The organism is Corynebacterium sp. HMSC08A12, assembly GCF_001807485.1.
GTDB lineage: Bacteria > Actinomycetota > Actinomycetes > Mycobacteriales > Mycobacteriaceae > Corynebacterium > Corynebacterium evansiae.
On the sequence record NZ_KV789168.1, the window covers coordinates 206,384 to 222,544 of the forward strand.

Consider the following 16,161-nt stretch of genomic DNA (forward strand, 5'->3'; position numbering starts at 1 on the left):
AGTTAGTCTTCTTTTTCTTCGGTCAGCTGCGTCTCTTGCTGCGAGCCCGGCTCCACAGAGTCGACGGTCTCCAGGATGGAAACCCTCTCCCAGGTGGTCACCACGCCTGTCGCGATCTCCAGGTCGACGGTCGTATCCCCCACGTGGACCACACGGCCGTGGAGGCCGGAGGTCGTCTTGACAACCATGCCCGGACCCAGCTGATCCTGAAACTGGCGGATCTGCTGAATCCGCTTGTTCTGCTTGCGGATCTGGACCAGCGGCAAGCCGACGAACACAAGTAGGACAAGGACAATGAGAATAATTTCAAATGGCATAGTGACAATTTTGCCATATGCCCGTTCCACATCCTCTTTACCCCGCTATAGCCCGATTGTGCCCTCAGGCGGTTCCAAACCGATGTGCCGCCACGCCGCCGCCGTCGCTACGCGCCCACGCGGGGTGCGGCTGACCATTCCGGCGCGCACGAGGTAGGGCTCGCAGACTTCCTCGACCGTTGACGGTTCTTCGCCTACCGCCAGCGCAAGGGTGTTGACGCCCACAGGGCCACCACCGTGGCCTTTCACCAGGGCTTCGATGACCGCCCGGTCGAGCCTATCCAGACCAGATTCGTCCACGTCGAAGACCAGCAGCGCGGCACGCGCCACCTCGACGGTGATCTTTCCGTCGGCATTCACGTCCGCGAAGTCGCGCACCCGGCGCAGCAGTCGGTTGGCGATGCGCGGGGTTCCGCGGGAACGGGATGCGATCTCCGCTGCGGCGTCACCAGTAATTTCAACTCCCAAGATTCCCGCAGCGCGCGTGACGACCCGGGTTAGATCGGCGGTGTCGTAGAACTCCATCTGGGCGGTGAAGCCGAAGCGGTCGCGCAGCGGCCCGGTGAGCATGCCCGCACGGGTGGTGGCGCCCACCAGGGTGAACGGGGCGATCTCAATGGGGATGGAGGTGGCGCCGGGGCCCTTGCCGACGATGACGTCGATGCGGAAGTCCTCCATCGCCATGTAGAGCATCTCCTCGGCGGGGCGGGCCATGCGGTGGATCTCGTCGATAAACAGCACGTCGCCCTCCATCAGGTTGGAGAGCATGGCGGCCAGATCGCCCGCCCGCTCGAGGGCGGGGCCGGAGGTCATGCGCAGGGAACTGCCGAGCTCCTGGGCGATGATCATCGCCATGGTGGTCTTGCCCAACCCGGGCGGGCCGGCCAACAGCACGTGGTCGGGGGCTACCCCGCGGGAGCGCGCGCCGCCCAACACCAGGTCCAGCTGCGTGCGCACCTTCGGCTGACCGATGAACTCATCCAGTGACTTGGGGCGCAGCGAAGTATCAATGTCCGATTCCCCGGCGGACTGCTGCGGGTCCAGGTCCGCGTTCTGGGAGAAGCCTTGGCCGCCGGGTGCGGCGCCTGGCCCCACGCCCGGTGGAAGTTCAAACTCTGTGCGCTCGGTGTCGCTCATGGTCTCCAGTCTCCCCTATTCTTCAGCAGCGTACTTGGGCTTGCCTGTGCCTATTTAATAGCCGCCAGCGAGGCGCGCAGCAGCCCGGAAGCGTCCGGGGCTTGCGGGGCGGACCATTGGGACAGTACAGCGTCGATGGTGGTACCTGCCTTGGACTCCGTGAACCCGAGACCCACGAGCGCCTCGAGGACCTGTTCCCGCACGTCCGTCGCCACGGCCTGGCCGTCACCTGCAACGCCGGCCGCGCCAACCGCGCCCGCAGCACCGGTATCCGCGATCTCTCCCAGATCCGCCACCTTGCCCTTCAGATCCACAGCCATGCGTTCGGCCAGGCGCTTGCCCACTCCGGGGGCCTTCTGCAGGGTCTTGTGGTCGCCGTTGGATACCGCTCGGGCGAGCTCCTGCGGGCTGATAACCGACAGGATCGCCAAAGCCAGCCGGGCGCCCACGCCGGAGACGGACTGCAGGGTGGCGAAGGCGCGCTTTTCGTCTGCGTCCTTGAACACGTACAGCGTCTGCGAGTCCTCGCGCACCACCATCGCGGTAGTCACGAAGACTTCCTCGCCCCTCGGCAGCTCCGAAATAGTGGTGGCGGTACCGGTGCACTGGTACCCCACGCCCGCGCACTCGATGATGACGTAGTCCAGGCCCTTATCAATCACGGTTCCGCGCAGCGATGCGATCATGGTTTCCCCTTTACTAGATGGTTCAGTGGCGCCCGCCAGCAATGGCACACGGCCAGCGCCAGCGCATCGGCCGCATCCGGCGGCTTGGGTGCTTCGCTTAGCCCCAGGATGCGGGTGATCATGCGCGTCATCTGCGCTTTGTCCGCCCGCCCGTTGCCGCTGATGGACTTTTTCACCTCGCTGGGTGTGTACATGTGCACATCTACCCCGCGCTTGGCGGCGGCCAGCATCAACACGCCGGAGGCGTGGGCGGTGTTCATCACCGTGGAAACATTCGAGCGTTCGAACACGCGCTCCAGCGCCACCACGTGTGGCTGATAGTCGTCGAACCACTCCTCCACCGCGTTGAAGAGTCTGTTGAGGCGCTGCTCCACCGGCATGTCCGACGGAGTGCGCACCACTCCTACGGCCACGGGGTACACGGCCCTCCCCTTCCCCGCCTGCACCACGGATAGTCCGCAGCGCGTCAGCCCGGGGTCTATCCCCATGACGCGCAGCCCGGCCAGCGAGGTCGGGCCGCCGACGGGGCTGCCCCAGGCGGAATTATGTGGAGTGTTCATCGTGTAGCCAAGAATAGCACACGTGTTTTAATTATTCGCTGTCGAGCTCTGCCAGCACGTCATCCGGCACATTCATGTTGGTGAACACGTTCTGCACGTCGTCGGAATCCTCCAGCGCGTCGATCAGGTTGAACACCTTCTTCGCTGTGGTGGCATCCGCCGGAACCTCCATAGACGCGCGGAAGTCGAGTTCGATGGAGTCGTAGTCGATCTCGGCTTCCTTCAGCGCGTCACGCACCGCGTTGATGTCGGAGGATTCGCACACGACCTCGAACTTCTCGCCGATGTCGTTGACCTCTTCCGCACCGGCGTCTAGCACGGCGAGCAGGATGTCGTCCTCGGTGTTTTCGCCCTTGTCCAGCACTGCCACACCCTTGCGGGTGAACAGGTAGGAAACGGAGCCCGCATCCGCCATGTTGCCGCCGTTCTTGTTCATGGCGGTGCGCACGTCGGTGGTGGCGCGGTTGCGGTTATCGGTCAGGCACTCGATTAGCATGGCCACACCGTTCGGGCCGTAGCCTTCGTACATCACGGTTTCCCAGTTAGCACCGCCGGCCTCTTCGCCGGAGCCACGCTTGCGGGCGCGCTCGATGTTGTCGTTGGGCACCGAGGACTTCTTGGCCTTGGTGATCGCGTCCTGCAGCGTCGGGTTTGCGCTGGGGTCGCCACCACCGGTGCGGGCTGCCACTTCGATGTTCTTAATCAGCTTGGCGAATTCCTTGCCGCGCTTTGCGTCGTTGGCAGCCTTCTTGTGCTTGGTAGTTGCCCATTTGGAGTGGCCGGCCATGATCCTCTTTCGGTAGTCGGGTACGTTTGTATCGCTTCCATACTAGACCCCCACGGTGTAGCCGCCGTCACGTACGTCGCTTTTTTCTTTATGACGCCCCTACGCCCCAACCGCCGAAGCTATGCGGCAGCTATTCCACGCCGTATTGCTCGACCATTCGCAGGAAGTACTCGTGCACGCGGTCATCCTCGGAAAGCTCCGGGTGGAAGCTGCATCCCAGCGCGTTGCCTTGCCGCACGCCGACGACCGTGCCGTCCGGCAAAGTGGACACAACCTCTACCCCGTCGCCCACTTCCTCCACCTTGGGGGCGCGAATAAACACGGCCTCGACGGGCGTGTCGATATCCCCGAACGGCAGCTGGGTCTCGAAGGAGTCCACCTGGCGGCCGAAGGCGTTGCGCCGCACTGTGATGTCCATGGCGTGCAAGCTGTGGGCGTCACTACGAGTGTCCAAGACCCGATCGGCCAGCAGAATCAGCCCAGCGCATGTGCCGAACACGGGCAGGCCGTCGGCAACCAGCGTCCGCAGAGGCTCCAGCATTCCGCCGAGCTCCAGCAGCTTAGACATCGTGGTGGACTCGCCGCCGGGCATGATCAGCCCGTCGAGGCCTTCGAGGTGTTCGGGGCGGCGAACAGCGCGGGCCTCGTGGCCCAGGCGTTCGATGCTGCGCATGTGCTCGACGAACCCGCCTTGCACGCTCAACACGCCAATGATCATCGGCCTACTGCTCCTCTTGCTCCTTCAACGGCACCGACTGGGCGCCGTCGCGCAGGGTGCGGGTGAGCCCCTCCTGGGTGACCACGGCCACCAGGTCGCCCTGCTGGTTGAAGATCCGCCCGTGGGTCAGCGCACGGCCGCCGTGGGCGGACGGGGAAACCTGGTCGTACAACAGCCACTCGTCGGCGCGGAAGGGGCGCAGGAACCACATGGCGTGGTCCAGCGAGGCCTCCTGGAACTCCGCCGGACGGTGCGGCACCAGCGCGGACGACAGCAGGGTCATGTCCGACATGTAGGCCAGGGTGCAGACGTGCAGGGTGTCGATGTCCGGCAGCTTGGACTTCGTGCGGAACCACACCACCTGCTGGGAGGCCGTGTACTTGTTGTGCTCGTAGTCCTCCGGCGGGACGATGCGCACGTCCCAGTCGGCCCACTCGTCGCGGAACAGGCGCTGAACGCTAGTTAGCGACTCGGTATCCACCGCGATGGACTCGGGGTTCGGCACTGCGCGCATCTCGTCGGAGTGCTGCGGGCCGTGGTCGTCACGAATGTGGAAACTGGCCTGCATGCTGAAAATCGCCTTGCCGTCCTGCACAACCTTCACAGAACGGGAGACGAAAGATCGACCGTCGCGCACACGGTCGACCAAGAACACCGTCGACGCATCGGGGTTACCCGGGCCAACGAAGTAACCGTGCAGGGAGTGCACGGCGAAGTCCTCGCTGACGGTGCGGGTGGCCGCGACCAAAGCCTGCGCGGCAACCTGGCCGCCGTACGTGCGCGCCAGCTTCGACGGCAGCGGGCTGCCGCGGAAGATGTCGCGGTCGATGCGCTCTAGATCCAGGACATCCAGGATCTTCGGACGGTGCGGAGACATTACCAGCCGCGCTCCGCCAGACGGTGCGGCTGCGGGATCTCGTCGACGTTGATGCCGACCATGGCCTCGCCCAGGCCGCGGGAGACCTTGGCGATGGTAGCCGGGTCGTCGTAGTTCTGGGTGGCCTGCACGATGGCGCGGGCGCGCTGCTCCGGGTTGCCGGACTTGAAGATGCCGGAGCCGACGAAGACACCCTCGGCGCCCAGCTGCATCATCATCGCAGCGTCAGCCGGGGTGGCGATGCCACCGGCGGTGAACAGAACGACCGGCAGCTTGCCGTTGGCAGCAACCTCGCGCACCAGCTCGTAGGGAGCCTGCAGCTCCTTGGCGGCCACGTACAGCTCGTCCTCGGCCATGGAGGTCAGGCGGTTGATCTCTGCCCGGATGGTGCGCATGTGGGTGACTGCGTTGGAGACGTCACCGGTGCCGGCCTCGCCCTTGGAGCGGATCATGGCCGCACCCTCGTTAACGCGGCGCAGGGCCTCGCCCAGGTTGGTAGCACCGCAGACGAAGGGCACCTCGAAGTCGAACTTGTCGATGTGGTTCTTGTAGTCGGCCGGGGTGAGCACCTCGGACTCGTCGATGAAGTCCACACCCAGGGACTGCAGAACCTGTGCCTCGACGAAGTGGCCGATGCGGGCCTTGGCCATAACAGGGATCGAGACGGCATTGATGATGCCCTCAATCATGTCCGGGTCGGACATGCGGGAAACGCCACCTTCGGCGCGAATATCGGCGGGCACGCGCTCCAGCGCCATCACGGCGGTAGCGCCGGCATCCTCGGCGATCTTTGCCTGCTCCGGGGTAACGACGTCCATGATCACGCCGCCCTTGAGCATGTCGGCCAGGCCGCGCTTCACGCGAGCGGTACCGGTGTTCGCAGCTGAAGAATTATTGGTCACGATGCTTAACTTCCCATCTATGAAGAGTTTTAGATCGGCTCTAGTCTAACCTGTCTACTTTCCAATCCCACTATCGGGATTGGATTAAAACTAGCCCTCCGCGGAGCCCCCGTTGTCGGCGGAATCTTCGCTGGGTGCGGGACTGGACAGAAGGGCTTCGTAATACTCCGGCAGCGGCGCCCGGCCGGCCAATCGCAGGACGCGCACCAGCGGGCGGGAACGCACGCTCAAGGTATCAGAGACCGCATCGTTGTAGAAGCGGGCCGCCAGGTCTACCTTCGCCGAGGCCTCCAGGAAGTTCGGGTTGGTCCACACCTGCGAATCCAACTCGCTCAGCAACTCGTTCTCCGCCTCGCTGCGCGCACCCATGTCGGTGGCCCGCAGTGCTACGCGGTTCACGTGCGCCACGTCCTGCCCTAGCTCCGGCTGCAGCGTTGCGACCACGCTCGAGCGGGAGTGCAGCGCCCCCTCCAGACTTACGCGCGCGGAGTCCGTGCGGATGTGCAACCGGTTCAGCCGGCTGGCCATCCCTGAAGCCCACACGCCCGCAACGATCGCGAGGATCAAAACCACCGCGACAATGAAGCCCCACACGGGAATCGTGATCATGCCAGTGTCACCTTTCGCCCCTTGACCGTCACCGTGTCATACACCTGCTCCACCTGGTCGGTTACCGTCTGCCAATCGAAATCGACGGCGCGCTGCGCCCCGGCCGCGATGAGTTTGCCCCGGCCCGCGTCGTCGCGCAGCAGGCCGATAGCCTTCTCGGCCAGGTCCTCGGCCGAACCATTGCGGAACAGGCGCGCAGACCTTCCGTGCTGGCCGACGGCTTCAAAGGCGGGAATGTCGCTGGCTAGCACCGCCGCCCCGGCCGCCATGCCCTCCACCAGGACGATGCCGAAGCTCTCGCCGCCCGTATTCGGGGCCACGTAGACATCGCTTGCGCTCAGCGCGCTGGCCTTGTCCGCGTCGCTGACGCGCCCGAGAACGCGCACGTGGGCGTCACTAGGCTTCGCGCTGGGTCCCAACCCCACACAGACGGACAGTCCGAGCTTCCGCACGCGCTCGACCAGTGCATCGATGTCGCCGCCACCGGCGATGATCAGCTCCACGTCGGGCACTTCCGCGACGATCCGCGGCATGGCCTCCAGCAGGACCTGCAGGCCCTTGCGGGGCTCCTCGAAACGACCCAGGAACATCAGGCGCGGACGCGGCCGGGGCTGTTCGAGCGTGCCCAGCCCGGCCAGGGGTTCAGCGTTCCGGTAGACGGAAGTCTCCACGCCGTTGGGAATCAGCACCGGGTCGCCTGCCAGGTTTTCCACCTGCCAACGGCGGGCCTCCTCACTTACCGCGATACCACCGTGAATACGCTCCAGGTAGGGGCGCAGGAAAGGCAGCGCCACCTTCAGAATCTTCGACTCGCTGGCCGAGGCGTGATACGTCGCCACGATCGGCCCTTCCGCCACGGCCATGGCCATCATCGAATAGGACGGGGAGTTCGGCTCGTGGATGTGCAGCAGGTCGAACTGATTGTCGCGGATCCACTGCTTCAAGTGCCTCTTCGTCCGCGGGCCGAAGCTCAGCCGCGCGACCGAGCCGTTGTAGCGAATCGGAATGCTAGAACCACCCAGCTCCACAAAATCCGGCAGCCCCTCGGTGGATTTGCCGGGGCCGATCAGGCTGACTTCGTGTCCGCGCTTGCGCAGCTCCGTGCACAGGTCGATGGCGTGGATCTGCACGCCGCCCGGCTCGTCGAAGGAGTACGGACAGACCATTCCTACCCTCATTGGCCCTGCCCTTCCGTCTGGCCTTCTTCACCCAACCCCAGGCGCTTGCGGCGCGCCTCCGATAGGTCCGAGAACCACAGCGGCTGCAGCATGTGCCAATCCTGCGGGTCCATGGCGATGCCGCGGGCGAAGTTGTCCGCCATCTGCTGGACGATCTGCTGCAGGCTCTGCCCTTCCACCTCTACGGGCGTGACCTCGTGCTCCCAGGTCTCCGGCGTGCCCCGCCGCTCGGGCTCGGGGTCCGTGGATCCGCCGCGGAACGCCACTCGTGCGGTGAACAGGTTCGCCCCGGTGCGCTGTGCCAGCAGCGCCGCCCCGGCGGGCATGGAGGTCTTCTCCCCGAAGAACTCCACCTCTACCCCGTGGCCCGTCAGGTCTCGCTCCCCCATCAGGCACACGGTCCCACCACTGCGCAGCACTTCCTCCATCCGCTCCAGGGGCGGTACGTCCGCGCCCGTCAGCGCGATGATTTCAAAGCCCAGCGACTCGCGGTACTCCACGAAAGCTTCGAACAGGATCTCCGGCTTCAGGCGCTCCGCGACGGTGGTGAAGGTCCCGTAGTGGTGCACCAGCCACACCCCGGCCATGTCCCAGTTGCCCGCGTGCGGCAAGGCGATGACGGTGCCCCGGCCGGATTCGGCGCTCGCATGCAGCAGCTCCAGCGAGCCGGGTACGAAGTTGCGGTTGAGCTCCTCCGCCAGCTCGCGCCCGGCCATCGCCGGCAGCTGGAAGGCCTCGCGCCAGTAGCGCATGTAGCTGCGCATGGAGCGGCGCACCAGGTCGCGCGTGACGTTCTCCGGCCCGACGATGCGGGCGAGGTTGCGGCGCAGCTGTTCTGGCCCTTTGCCCTTTTTGGACGCTACGTCCGCGCCCCATTCAAACAATGCTTTCGCCACCGGCTTCGGCAGCTTGGAGGTTATCTTCCAGCCGGCGATATACGCCGCGGCGGATAGCCGCTCGCCCATCAGCCTTCACTCCCCTCTGCGGGAAACTCGCGGGCTCCTTCTGGGGCGGCGATGGTCTGGGACGCGGCGTCCGAACGAGCAACAATCACCAGCCGCTCGACGACCGTGTACAGCGAACCAGCGGCGAGAATCCACAGCCCCCACGCCAGAACGTGCGGCACGCCGAGGCCGCCGATACCGACGGCGACCAGGGAGATGATGAGGCGTTCCGGTCGCTCGATGAGCCCGCCCACGACCTTGATGCCCGAGGCCTCCGCACGGGCTTTGACGTAGCTGGTGACCTGGCTGGCGACAAGGATGACCAGGCAGACGCTCATCATCACCACGTTCGCAGGCTCCTGCAGGCCAAACCAGAGAACCAGGGCGCCGAAGATGGCGCCGTCGCTGAGGCGATCACAGGTGGCATCTAGCGTGGCACCGAAGCGGGTGCCGCCGCCGCGCATGCGGGCCATCGTGCCGTCCACCATGTCGGTGGCGACCGTAAGGCCGATCAGTACGGCGGCGGCGAAGTGGTGACCAGAGGGAATCAGCCAGAGCGCGAAACCGATCGCCAGCAGGGTGCCGAAAACGGTCACTGCGTTGGGGGTAATCCCCATCTTGTGCAGCACCCGGGCAATCGGTTCAATGATGACCGCGGCGGGGCCACGGCCGTGCACGCTAAGCATCGCTGAAGTTATTCTCCCTAATGGTTTGAACCGCTAGTCGGTGGAACGGGTAACGCTTTCCCAGGCCTCCGCCAGCAGCGCACGGGTCTCCCGCAGCGTCTGTGGCAACACCTTGGTGCCCGTCATGACTGTCATGAAGTTAGCATCACCGGCCCACCTGGGCACTATATGTTGGTGCAGGTGTGTCGGAATGGAGCCTCCGGAGGCCTTGCCCAAATTGAGGCCAACGTTGACCGCATCGGGCTTGGAAACCGCCCGCAGTGCCTTCAGCGCAATCTTCGTAAACTCCGCCAGCTCTGCGGTTTCTGCGTCGCTGAGCTCCGTGTAATCGGCCACTTGGCGATAAGGAACCACCAGCATATGGCCGGGGTTATACGGGTACAGGTTCAGCACGCAGTAGACGGACTTGCCGCGGGCGACAATCAGCGCCTCCTCGTCCGAAAGCTCCGGCAGCGTGGCGAAGGGGTCGGCAGATCGCTTGGATTTGGCGATGTACTGGGAGCGGTAGGGCGCCCACAGTCGCTCCAGCCCGCCTTGCAGGTCGGGTTGGGAGCCCACGCCTAAGTCCACATACGCTTCGGACTGCTGTTCCGGTTCCTGTTGCTGCTCCACTGCGGTGTTAAGCCTCCACCAGCGGCTGAACCAGCTCCGAGCTCGGCTGGTCGTTGCGGCGCTCAGCGATCCAGGTGGAGATGATGCGCAGCGCATCCGCGCGCGGCACGCCATTGACCTGGGTGCCGTCCAGGAAGCGGAAGCTCACCGCGTTCGCCTCCACATCGCGCCCACCGACCAGCAGCATGAAAGGCACCTTGCCGGTGGTGTGGTTGCGGATCTTCTTCTGCATGCGGTCGTCGGAGGTATCGACCTCCGCGCGGATGCCCTGGGCGCGCAGGTCCGCAGCGAAGTTTTCCAGGTACTCGTTGAACTCGTCAGCGACCGGGATGCCCACGACCTGATGCGGGGCCAGCCATGCAGGGAACGCACCGGCGTAGTGCTCCAGCAGCACGCCGAAGAAGCGCTCGATGGAGCCGAAAAGCGCACGGTGAATCATGATCGGGCGCTGCTTGGAGCCGTCCGGCGCGGTGTACTCCAGGTTGAAGCGCTCCGGCAGGTTGAAGTCCAACTGCACGGTGGACATCTGCCAGGTACGCCCAATGGCGTCGCGAGCCTGGACGGAGATCTTCGGGCCGTAGAAGGCCGCGCCCGCCGGATCCGGAACCAGCTCCAGGCCGGACTTGGTGGCCACACGCTCCAGGATCTGCGTGGAACGCTCCCAGATCTCGTCGGTGCCCACGAACTTGTTCGGATCCTTGGTGGATAGCTCCAGATAGAAGTCGTCCAGTCCGTAGTCGCGCAGCAGGGAGATGATGAACTCCAGCACGGTGGTCAGCTCCTGTTCCAGCTGATCCTCGGTGCAGTAGATGTGGGCGTCATCCTGGGTGAAGCCACGCGCGCGGGTCAGGCCATGGATCACGCCGGACTTTTCGTAGCGGTACACGGTTCCGAACTCGAACAGTCGCAGCGGCAGCTCGCGGTAGGAACGTCCGCGCGAGGCGAAGATCAGGTTGTGCATCGGGCAGTTCATGGGCTTGGCGTAGTAGTCCTGCGCCGGCTTGGTGACGTTGCCATCTTCGTCGGTCTCCCCATCCAGCTGCATGGGCGGGAACATGCCGTCGGCGTAAAAGTCCAGGTGACCGGACTTCTGGAACAGGTCGCCCTTCGTAATGTGCGGGGTGTTGACGAAGCTGTAACCGGAGGCAATGTGGCGCTTGCGGGAGTGCTCCTCCATCTCCAGGCGCACGATGCCGCCGTCCGGGTGGAATACCGGGAAGCCGGAGCCGATCTCGTCGGGGAAGCTGAACAGGTCCAGCTCCTGGCCCAGGCGTCGGTGGTCGCGCTTCTCGGCCTCCGCCATCATCGTCTGGTATTCCGCCAGGGCTTCCTTCGACTCCCAAGCCGTGCCGTAGATGCGCTGCAGTCCGGCCTTGGACTGGTCACCGCGCCAGTAGGCAGCGGAGGAACGGGTTAGGGCGAAAGCTGGGATGTAGCGGGTGGTCGGCACGTGCGGGCCGCGGCAGAGGTCGTACCACTCGACCTCCCCGGTGCGCGGGTTCACGTTGCTGTAGGCGGTCAGTTCGCCGGTTCCGACCTCGGTGGCTTCGTCGGAGTCCGGATCCACATTGCCCTTGTCGGCAATCAGTTCGGTCTTAAAGGGCTCGTCTGCGTACTCCGCGCGAGCCTGCTCTGCGTCGGCATAAGCCTTGCGCTCAAACTTCTGGCCGGACTTGATGATCTTCTTCATCGTCTTTTCCAGCTTGTTCAGATCCTCCGGGGTGAAGGGCTCTGCAACCTGGAAGTCGTAGTAGAAGCCATTGTCGATGGCCGGGCCGATTCCCAGCTTGGTGCCGGGGAATTCCTTCTGCACTGCCTGTGCGAGCACGTGGGCGCAGGAGTGGCGGATTACGCCGCGCCCCTCATCGGTGTTAGCCGGAACGGCGACGACGTCCACGTCCTGCTCAGGCGCCCAGGAAAGGTCACGCAGCTGGCCGGCGTCCTCCCCCTCGGTCTCCTTCACACAAACGATGGCTTCCGGACCCTTGTTGGGAAGACCCAGCTCGCGCATGGCGGCTCCGGCCGGGGTGCCAGCCGGAACGCGGAAAGTAACGGCGACTGGGGTGATTTCGGGGGTACTCACTTGTGGATCGTGCTCCTTCTCGGGCTTTAGTGACGGTCACATACCTGGTGACGGTCCTCAACGCCCGTAGATTCTACCCCTCCAGGATCTCTTGCCCCCAGTACGCCCCGTTTTGCGTGCCGGGCAGTACCCAGAACACCGCTGAACCGACGTGGGTGATCCACGTATTCAGCCGGTCCTTCTCCGCGAGGCGCTTCTGCAGAGGCGTGAATGCCTCGTCCGGGTCGGCCTGGAAGCAGATGAAAATCAGCCCGCTGTTGCCCAGTGGGGTGACCTCGTTGTCCCAGTTGTAGGCGCGGCGCCGCATATGGGTGCCCTCGCCCGCGGAGATGCCCACGTGGCTGCGCTCGTCGATCATCGGCAAACCATCATCGCCGGTCTTGTTCAGATCCACCGGGTCGAACTCGTCCTTCGCGCCCAGTGGCGCGCCGGTGTCTGCGTGTCGGCCGAACACGACCTCGCGGGACTTGCGATCCAGCTGCTCCCACCCCGGCATGTCGAACACGACCCGGCGAACCACCATGGCACTGCCGCCCTGGTCGTCCCAGATAGATTCGTCGTATTCTTCGTCGGTGCGGGGAATGGCGGTGCCGTCCTTGAAGCCCAACAGGTTGCGCGGGGTTTCGCCTGTCGGCGAGTCCACGAATCCGCGCTGGGTCCACTTCGGCGTCGCATAGTCACGACCGCCACGGGTCAGCACGCGCGCGGCATGACTCACGGCAGTGAGGTCGTCGCCACAGATCTGCAGGACCACGTCGGCGCCACCAAAGTCCGGGTCGAGTTTGTCTCCCTTGAACTTCGGCAGCCCATTGAGGTTCTTCTTCACCCAGGAAGGAGCCGCGCCAATCAAGTCCGCATCCTTGATTAGCTTAGGCCCCCACCCTGCAGTCACCGTTAGATTCTGCGGAGCGATCGATAGCTCGTGCTCCAGATCCGCCAGGGCGACCTGCCCCTGGGTCAGGGAGCGCGCATCACCGGTCCAGATGCGCATCAGGCGCTCCAGGTTCTTCTTCAGCCCACCGCGCGGTAGCCCGTCCCTCTTCAGGTTGAAGGCCACCAGCAGCGCGTGGTTCTGCGAGTCTTCCCGGATGCCCGCCTGGTGCGGGCCGTCGAAATCAATCTTTCTTATTGACGCCCCATCGCCAGCACCACTATTGCCAGCTGTACCAGCAGAGTCTTCTGTCGTGCTGCAAGCTGCCAGGACGGATGCGGCGCCGGTCATTCCTAGTCCCGCGAAGAATCCACGGCGGGTGAACTTCACACCTTCGGGGGGCTCGGGGGTGGGGGCGTCAGAAATGGAAGAACGAAAACGTGCGGGATCAGGCATGGGGCTTAGTGCTCGTGTCCGTGCTCTTCGCCGTGCTGCATGCCGTCCATACCGTCCATGCCCTCCATGTTGCCGCCATCTTCGTCACCGTAGTGCTCGTGGGTGGACTGCTGAACACGCACCGGAACGTTCTCCAGCTTGTACTCCTTGCCATCCTCGTCGACCAGGGTGAAGGACAGGGAATCGCCGGCAGCGATCTCGTCGGAAACTTCCATGATCATGATGTGGTTTCCGCCCGGCTCCAGCACGCTATCCTCGCCCGCGGGGATAGTCAGGCTGGAGATCTGCTGCATCTCGCCGTCGTCGTTGACCTCGTGCAGCTCGTACTTCGCACCGTCAATGTCACCCTTCACCTCGGTGATAGTGATGTCCTTGTCGGTGGTGTTGTGCAGGGTGCCGAACACAGACGTCATATTCTTGTCGGCAGGCTTGGCGGTGACATAGGAGTCGTTGAACTCCAAAGCCTGCTCGTCCGCAGCCTTGTCGTCAGCGGACTCTGCGGACTCAGCGGACTGCGTAGTCTCCGCCGAGGTGGAAGCGTCGTTCTTGCCTTCCCCATCGTCCGAGCATGCGGAAAGGAACAGCGCACTGCTCAACGCGACGGCAGCCACGGCTGCGGCGCGCTTCTTGGTGTTATTCAGGGAGGTCAGGGACATAACGAACCTTTCAATTAAAAGGCGTGCGGGCTTCCCAACCATTTTCCCGTGTCCGGGGGCTTATTCCCCCGAACACGCTGTACGCGATTCCTAGTAGTTCGCGTGCTAGTTGGTGGCACCCGACGCGGATGCTGCGCCGGTGGCGGTTGCCTCGGCGTTATCGGTGGCCACTTCAGCGCCGTCCATCTCAGTCTCTACGGAAGCGTCGGTCTCGTCCGCATCGGTAGCGTCGGTCGCTTCAGCCTCGGACTCGGACGAGTCGGTAGCTGCTTCCTCGGTGGACTGGATGCTCGGGCTAGCCGGGCCGGTGGTTGCGGTGTCCTCGCGCTGGTCGCCGTCATTCTCGTTAGGAGGGGTGCAAGCGGACAGTGCAAGGGCGGTGGTCAGAGCCAGAGCGGCAGCGGTTGCAGAGCGGAACTTCTTCACGGGAAATCTCCTGATCAGGTAATCGTCAACTAATCGGACATGAGGAACGCTCTACCCTACTGTCGGCTAGTCGTCCTTCAAGTCGCGAAAGCGTGCGATGGCGATTGCCAAAGCACCCACAACTACGACGATACCGCCCAAAGGCAATAACCAAGAAGGAACACTCAGGGACTGCTCCCCCTGTGCCCCCTCCTCGGAGCCCCCTTCGGACTGGCTTCCGCCGCTGCCGTTACCTTCGCCGCCATCCGCGGAAGCCAGATTGAACTTCAGGCTGCCACGGGTGGAATGACCGTCGGAGCTAGTGATCTGGTAGCCGACGGTGTACTCGCCACCGTCCTTCTTCTCCTGCACATCAGCCGGAACATCCACGGAAAGCTCTCGGCCATCGGCCGTCGGCTCATCGCGGAAAAGCACCTCACCATCGTGCGACAGCGCGATGGTGTTGAAGCCCTCCTGCGGCTCGCCCGAGAAGTTCAGGACGATCTTTTCAGGCAGGTGGTCGACCGTGGAATTGGCCTCCGGGGTGGATTTCACCACGACGTCATGGGCAGAGGCTGGAGCACCGAAACCCACGGAAACGGCGGCAACCATTCCAGATGCCGCGAGGATGCGGGCGAAGGGGCGTCCAAAAGAAGAAAAACGGCGAGGCATGTAAACGGTGAACCTTTCTGTCACGACACTGCTAACACCATAGCGCCGAAAAGACTGAGCTCAATCCTGCGAGTTTTCCCAGCGCTATCCAAGTAGTCGGGCGCCGCGGGCAAAGAGTTCCCAGCCCGACCCCGACGGGGGCACCTGGGGGAGAAAAAGAAAACCGCCCAGCGAGAATGCCAGGCGGTGAATTGTGGTTCCAACTGGGTTCGAACCAGCGACCTTTCCGGTGTGAGCGGAACGCTCTTCCACTGAGCTATGGAACCTTCAAGAGGGAAAGGTACCACTAGGCGCTAAGCAAGACCAAAACCCGTAGGCAGGTGCCACTTTCTAGCCGCCTTCGTGCCATATTGCTGAATTGCAAGATTGTAGTTCAACGGTGTTTAATCGGCGCGAGGGCAGCCTTCCGAAGCCCTTATCTACCTGGGGATTTGTGAACTAGGTGACTAACAGGCTAGTGTTTGTTGTCGCAGCGACGAAGAATCGCTTTTAAGCGTTCAAGGTTGCTTATGCGGATGTAGCGCAGTTGGTAGCGCATCACCTTGCCAAGGTGAGGGTCGCGAGTTCGAGTCTCGTCATCCGCTCCACGCTCAAGCAATATCCCGAGCTAGTTTCGGGGCTTGGGTTGTTGTTTTAGCGCGTTTAGCTCAGCGGGAGAGCGCTTCCCTGACACGGAAGAGGTCACTGGTTCGATCCCAGTATCGCGCACAGGATCCGCTTCGGATCCACCTGCGAAGGATCAAACCTTTCGCACGCGGATGTAGCGCAGTTGGTAGCGCATCACCTTGCCAAGGTGAGGGTCGCGAGTTCGAGTCTCGTCATCCGCTCCACGGTTCACTAAAGTGGGCCACGAGCAAGAATCTCTTGCCGCGGTGGAATGGCTGAGTGGCTTAGGCAACGGTCTGCAAAACCGTGTACACGGGTTCGATTCCCGTTTCCACCTCCACATTCTTTTACACATAGTGAACTATAGGCGCGTTTAGCTCAGCGGGAGAGCGCTTCCCT

General features: G+C 63.6%; 18 protein-coding genes and 5 tRNA genes. 4 read left to right on the forward strand and 19 right to left on the reverse strand.

Going from position 1 to position 16,161, the window contains the following annotated elements; translation table 11 throughout:
• Nucleotides 1–2 precede the first annotated feature (2 nt).
• The 19 genes from yajC to HMPREF3166_RS02925 form a co-directional block, all read right to left on the reverse strand.
• On the reverse strand, nucleotides 3–317 hold the full coding sequence (yajC, locus tag HMPREF3166_RS02835; protein ID WP_035003811.1) for a preprotein translocase subunit YajC: 315 nt from the start codon (nucleotides 315–317) through the stop codon (nucleotides 3–5).
• A 45-nt stretch (nucleotides 318–362) separates the two neighbouring features.
• Nucleotides 363–1,454 carry a Holliday junction branch migration DNA helicase RuvB gene (gene ruvB / locus HMPREF3166_RS02840; RefSeq protein WP_049049269.1) on the reverse strand — a complete coding sequence of 364 codons (1,092 nt, stop codon included), beginning with the start codon at nucleotides 1,452–1,454 and terminating at the stop codon, nucleotides 363–365.
• Between the two features lie 50 nt (nucleotides 1,455–1,504).
• Nucleotides 1,505–2,140, reverse strand: a complete 636-nt coding sequence (gene ruvA, locus HMPREF3166_RS02845) for a Holliday junction branch migration protein RuvA (RefSeq protein WP_035003807.1) — start codon at nucleotides 2,138–2,140, stop codon at nucleotides 1,505–1,507.
• A complete protein-coding gene (gene ruvC / locus HMPREF3166_RS02850) occupies nucleotides 2,137–2,700 on the reverse strand; it encodes a crossover junction endodeoxyribonuclease RuvC (RefSeq protein ID WP_070487572.1) in 564 nt (187 codons plus the stop codon). The genes ruvA and ruvC overlap by 4 nt, the downstream gene beginning before the upstream one ends.
• Before the next feature lie 31 nt (nucleotides 2,701–2,731).
• Nucleotides 2,732–3,487, reverse strand: a complete 756-nt coding sequence (locus HMPREF3166_RS02855; protein WP_035003805.1) for a YebC/PmpR family DNA-binding transcriptional regulator — start codon at nucleotides 3,485–3,487, stop codon at nucleotides 2,732–2,734.
• A gap of 130 nt (nucleotides 3,488–3,617) precedes the next feature.
• Complete coding sequence (gene pdxT, locus HMPREF3166_RS02860; protein WP_049049264.1) at nucleotides 3,618–4,205, reverse strand: pyridoxal 5'-phosphate synthase glutaminase subunit PdxT; 588 nt, start codon at nucleotides 4,203–4,205, stop codon at nucleotides 3,618–3,620.
• 4 nt (nucleotides 4,206–4,209) lie between these two features.
• On the reverse strand, nucleotides 4,210–5,082 hold the full coding sequence (locus tag HMPREF3166_RS02865; RefSeq protein ID WP_070487574.1) for an acyl-CoA thioesterase: 873 nt from the start codon (nucleotides 5,080–5,082) through the stop codon (nucleotides 4,210–4,212).
• Nucleotides 5,082–5,984, reverse strand: a complete 903-nt coding sequence (gene pdxS, locus HMPREF3166_RS02870; protein WP_141741116.1) for a pyridoxal 5'-phosphate synthase lyase subunit PdxS — start codon at nucleotides 5,982–5,984, stop codon at nucleotides 5,082–5,084. The genes HMPREF3166_RS02865 and pdxS overlap by 1 nt, the downstream gene beginning before the upstream one ends.
• Before the next feature lie 90 nt (nucleotides 5,985–6,074).
• Nucleotides 6,075–6,593, reverse strand: coding sequence for a hypothetical protein (locus HMPREF3166_RS02875; protein WP_070487576.1), 519 nt, complete (start codon nucleotides 6,591–6,593; stop codon nucleotides 6,075–6,077).
• Nucleotides 6,590–7,771 (reverse strand): glycosyltransferase family 4 protein, encoded by a 1,182-nt coding sequence (locus HMPREF3166_RS02880; protein WP_070487578.1) that lies wholly within the window; start codon nucleotides 7,769–7,771, stop codon nucleotides 6,590–6,592. The genes HMPREF3166_RS02875 and HMPREF3166_RS02880 overlap by 4 nt, the downstream gene beginning before the upstream one ends.
• Entirely contained in the window at nucleotides 7,768–8,736 is a 969-nt protein-coding gene (locus HMPREF3166_RS02885) for a phosphatidylinositol mannoside acyltransferase (RefSeq protein WP_070487580.1), read from the reverse strand. Before HMPREF3166_RS02885 ends, HMPREF3166_RS02880 begins: the two co-directional genes overlap by 4 nt.
• Nucleotides 8,736–9,401, reverse strand: a complete 666-nt coding sequence (pgsA, locus tag HMPREF3166_RS02890) for a phosphatidylinositol phosphate synthase (protein WP_070487582.1) — start codon at nucleotides 9,399–9,401, stop codon at nucleotides 8,736–8,738. Before pgsA ends, HMPREF3166_RS02885 begins: the two co-directional genes overlap by 1 nt.
• Nucleotides 9,402–9,434: 33 nt before the next feature.
• Nucleotides 9,435–10,013, reverse strand: coding sequence for an HIT family protein (locus HMPREF3166_RS02895; RefSeq protein WP_035003789.1), 579 nt, complete (start codon nucleotides 10,011–10,013; stop codon nucleotides 9,435–9,437).
• A 7-nt stretch (nucleotides 10,014–10,020) separates the two neighbouring features.
• The gene (gene thrS, locus HMPREF3166_RS02900; RefSeq protein WP_241476799.1) at nucleotides 10,021–12,024 is read right to left on the reverse strand and encodes a threonine--tRNA ligase; all 2,004 of its coding nucleotides are present in this window, start codon (nucleotides 12,022–12,024) and stop codon (nucleotides 10,021–10,023) included.
• A 145-nt stretch (nucleotides 12,025–12,169) separates the two neighbouring features.
• Nucleotides 12,170–13,423, reverse strand: coding sequence for a Dyp-type peroxidase (locus HMPREF3166_RS02905; protein ID WP_246816908.1), 1,254 nt, complete (start codon nucleotides 13,421–13,423; stop codon nucleotides 12,170–12,172).
• A 5-nt stretch (nucleotides 13,424–13,428) separates the two neighbouring features.
• A complete protein-coding gene (locus HMPREF3166_RS02910) occupies nucleotides 13,429–14,079 on the reverse strand; it encodes a copper chaperone PCu(A)C (protein WP_035003786.1) in 651 nt (216 codons plus the stop codon).
• A 105-nt stretch (nucleotides 14,080–14,184) separates the two neighbouring features.
• On the reverse strand, nucleotides 14,185–14,505 hold the full coding sequence (locus HMPREF3166_RS02915) for a hypothetical protein (RefSeq protein ID WP_035003785.1): 321 nt from the start codon (nucleotides 14,503–14,505) through the stop codon (nucleotides 14,185–14,187).
• Between the two features lie 66 nt (nucleotides 14,506–14,571).
• Nucleotides 14,572–15,156 carry a copper resistance CopC family protein gene (locus HMPREF3166_RS02920; protein ID WP_192816639.1) on the reverse strand — a complete coding sequence of 195 codons (585 nt, stop codon included), beginning with the start codon at nucleotides 15,154–15,156 and terminating at the stop codon, nucleotides 14,572–14,574.
• 194 nt (nucleotides 15,157–15,350) lie between these two features.
• A tRNA-Val gene (locus HMPREF3166_RS02925) sits at nucleotides 15,351–15,422 on the reverse strand.
• Between the two features lie 245 nt (nucleotides 15,423–15,667).
• Here HMPREF3166_RS02925 and HMPREF3166_RS02930 point away from each other — a divergent pair.
• The 4 genes from HMPREF3166_RS02930 to HMPREF3166_RS02945 all read left to right on the forward strand — a co-directional run bounded on the left by HMPREF3166_RS02930 (nucleotide 15,668) and on the right by HMPREF3166_RS02945 (nucleotide 16,102).
• A tRNA-Gly gene (locus tag HMPREF3166_RS02930) sits at nucleotides 15,668–15,743 on the forward strand.
• A 49-nt stretch (nucleotides 15,744–15,792) separates the two neighbouring features.
• A tRNA-Val gene (locus HMPREF3166_RS02935) sits at nucleotides 15,793–15,864 on the forward strand.
• A 46-nt stretch (nucleotides 15,865–15,910) separates the two neighbouring features.
• Nucleotides 15,911–15,986, forward strand: a tRNA-Gly gene (locus tag HMPREF3166_RS02940).
• 41 nt (nucleotides 15,987–16,027) lie between these two features.
• Nucleotides 16,028–16,102, forward strand: a tRNA-Cys gene (locus HMPREF3166_RS02945).
• The last annotated feature ends 59 nt before the right edge of the window (nucleotides 16,103–16,161 follow it).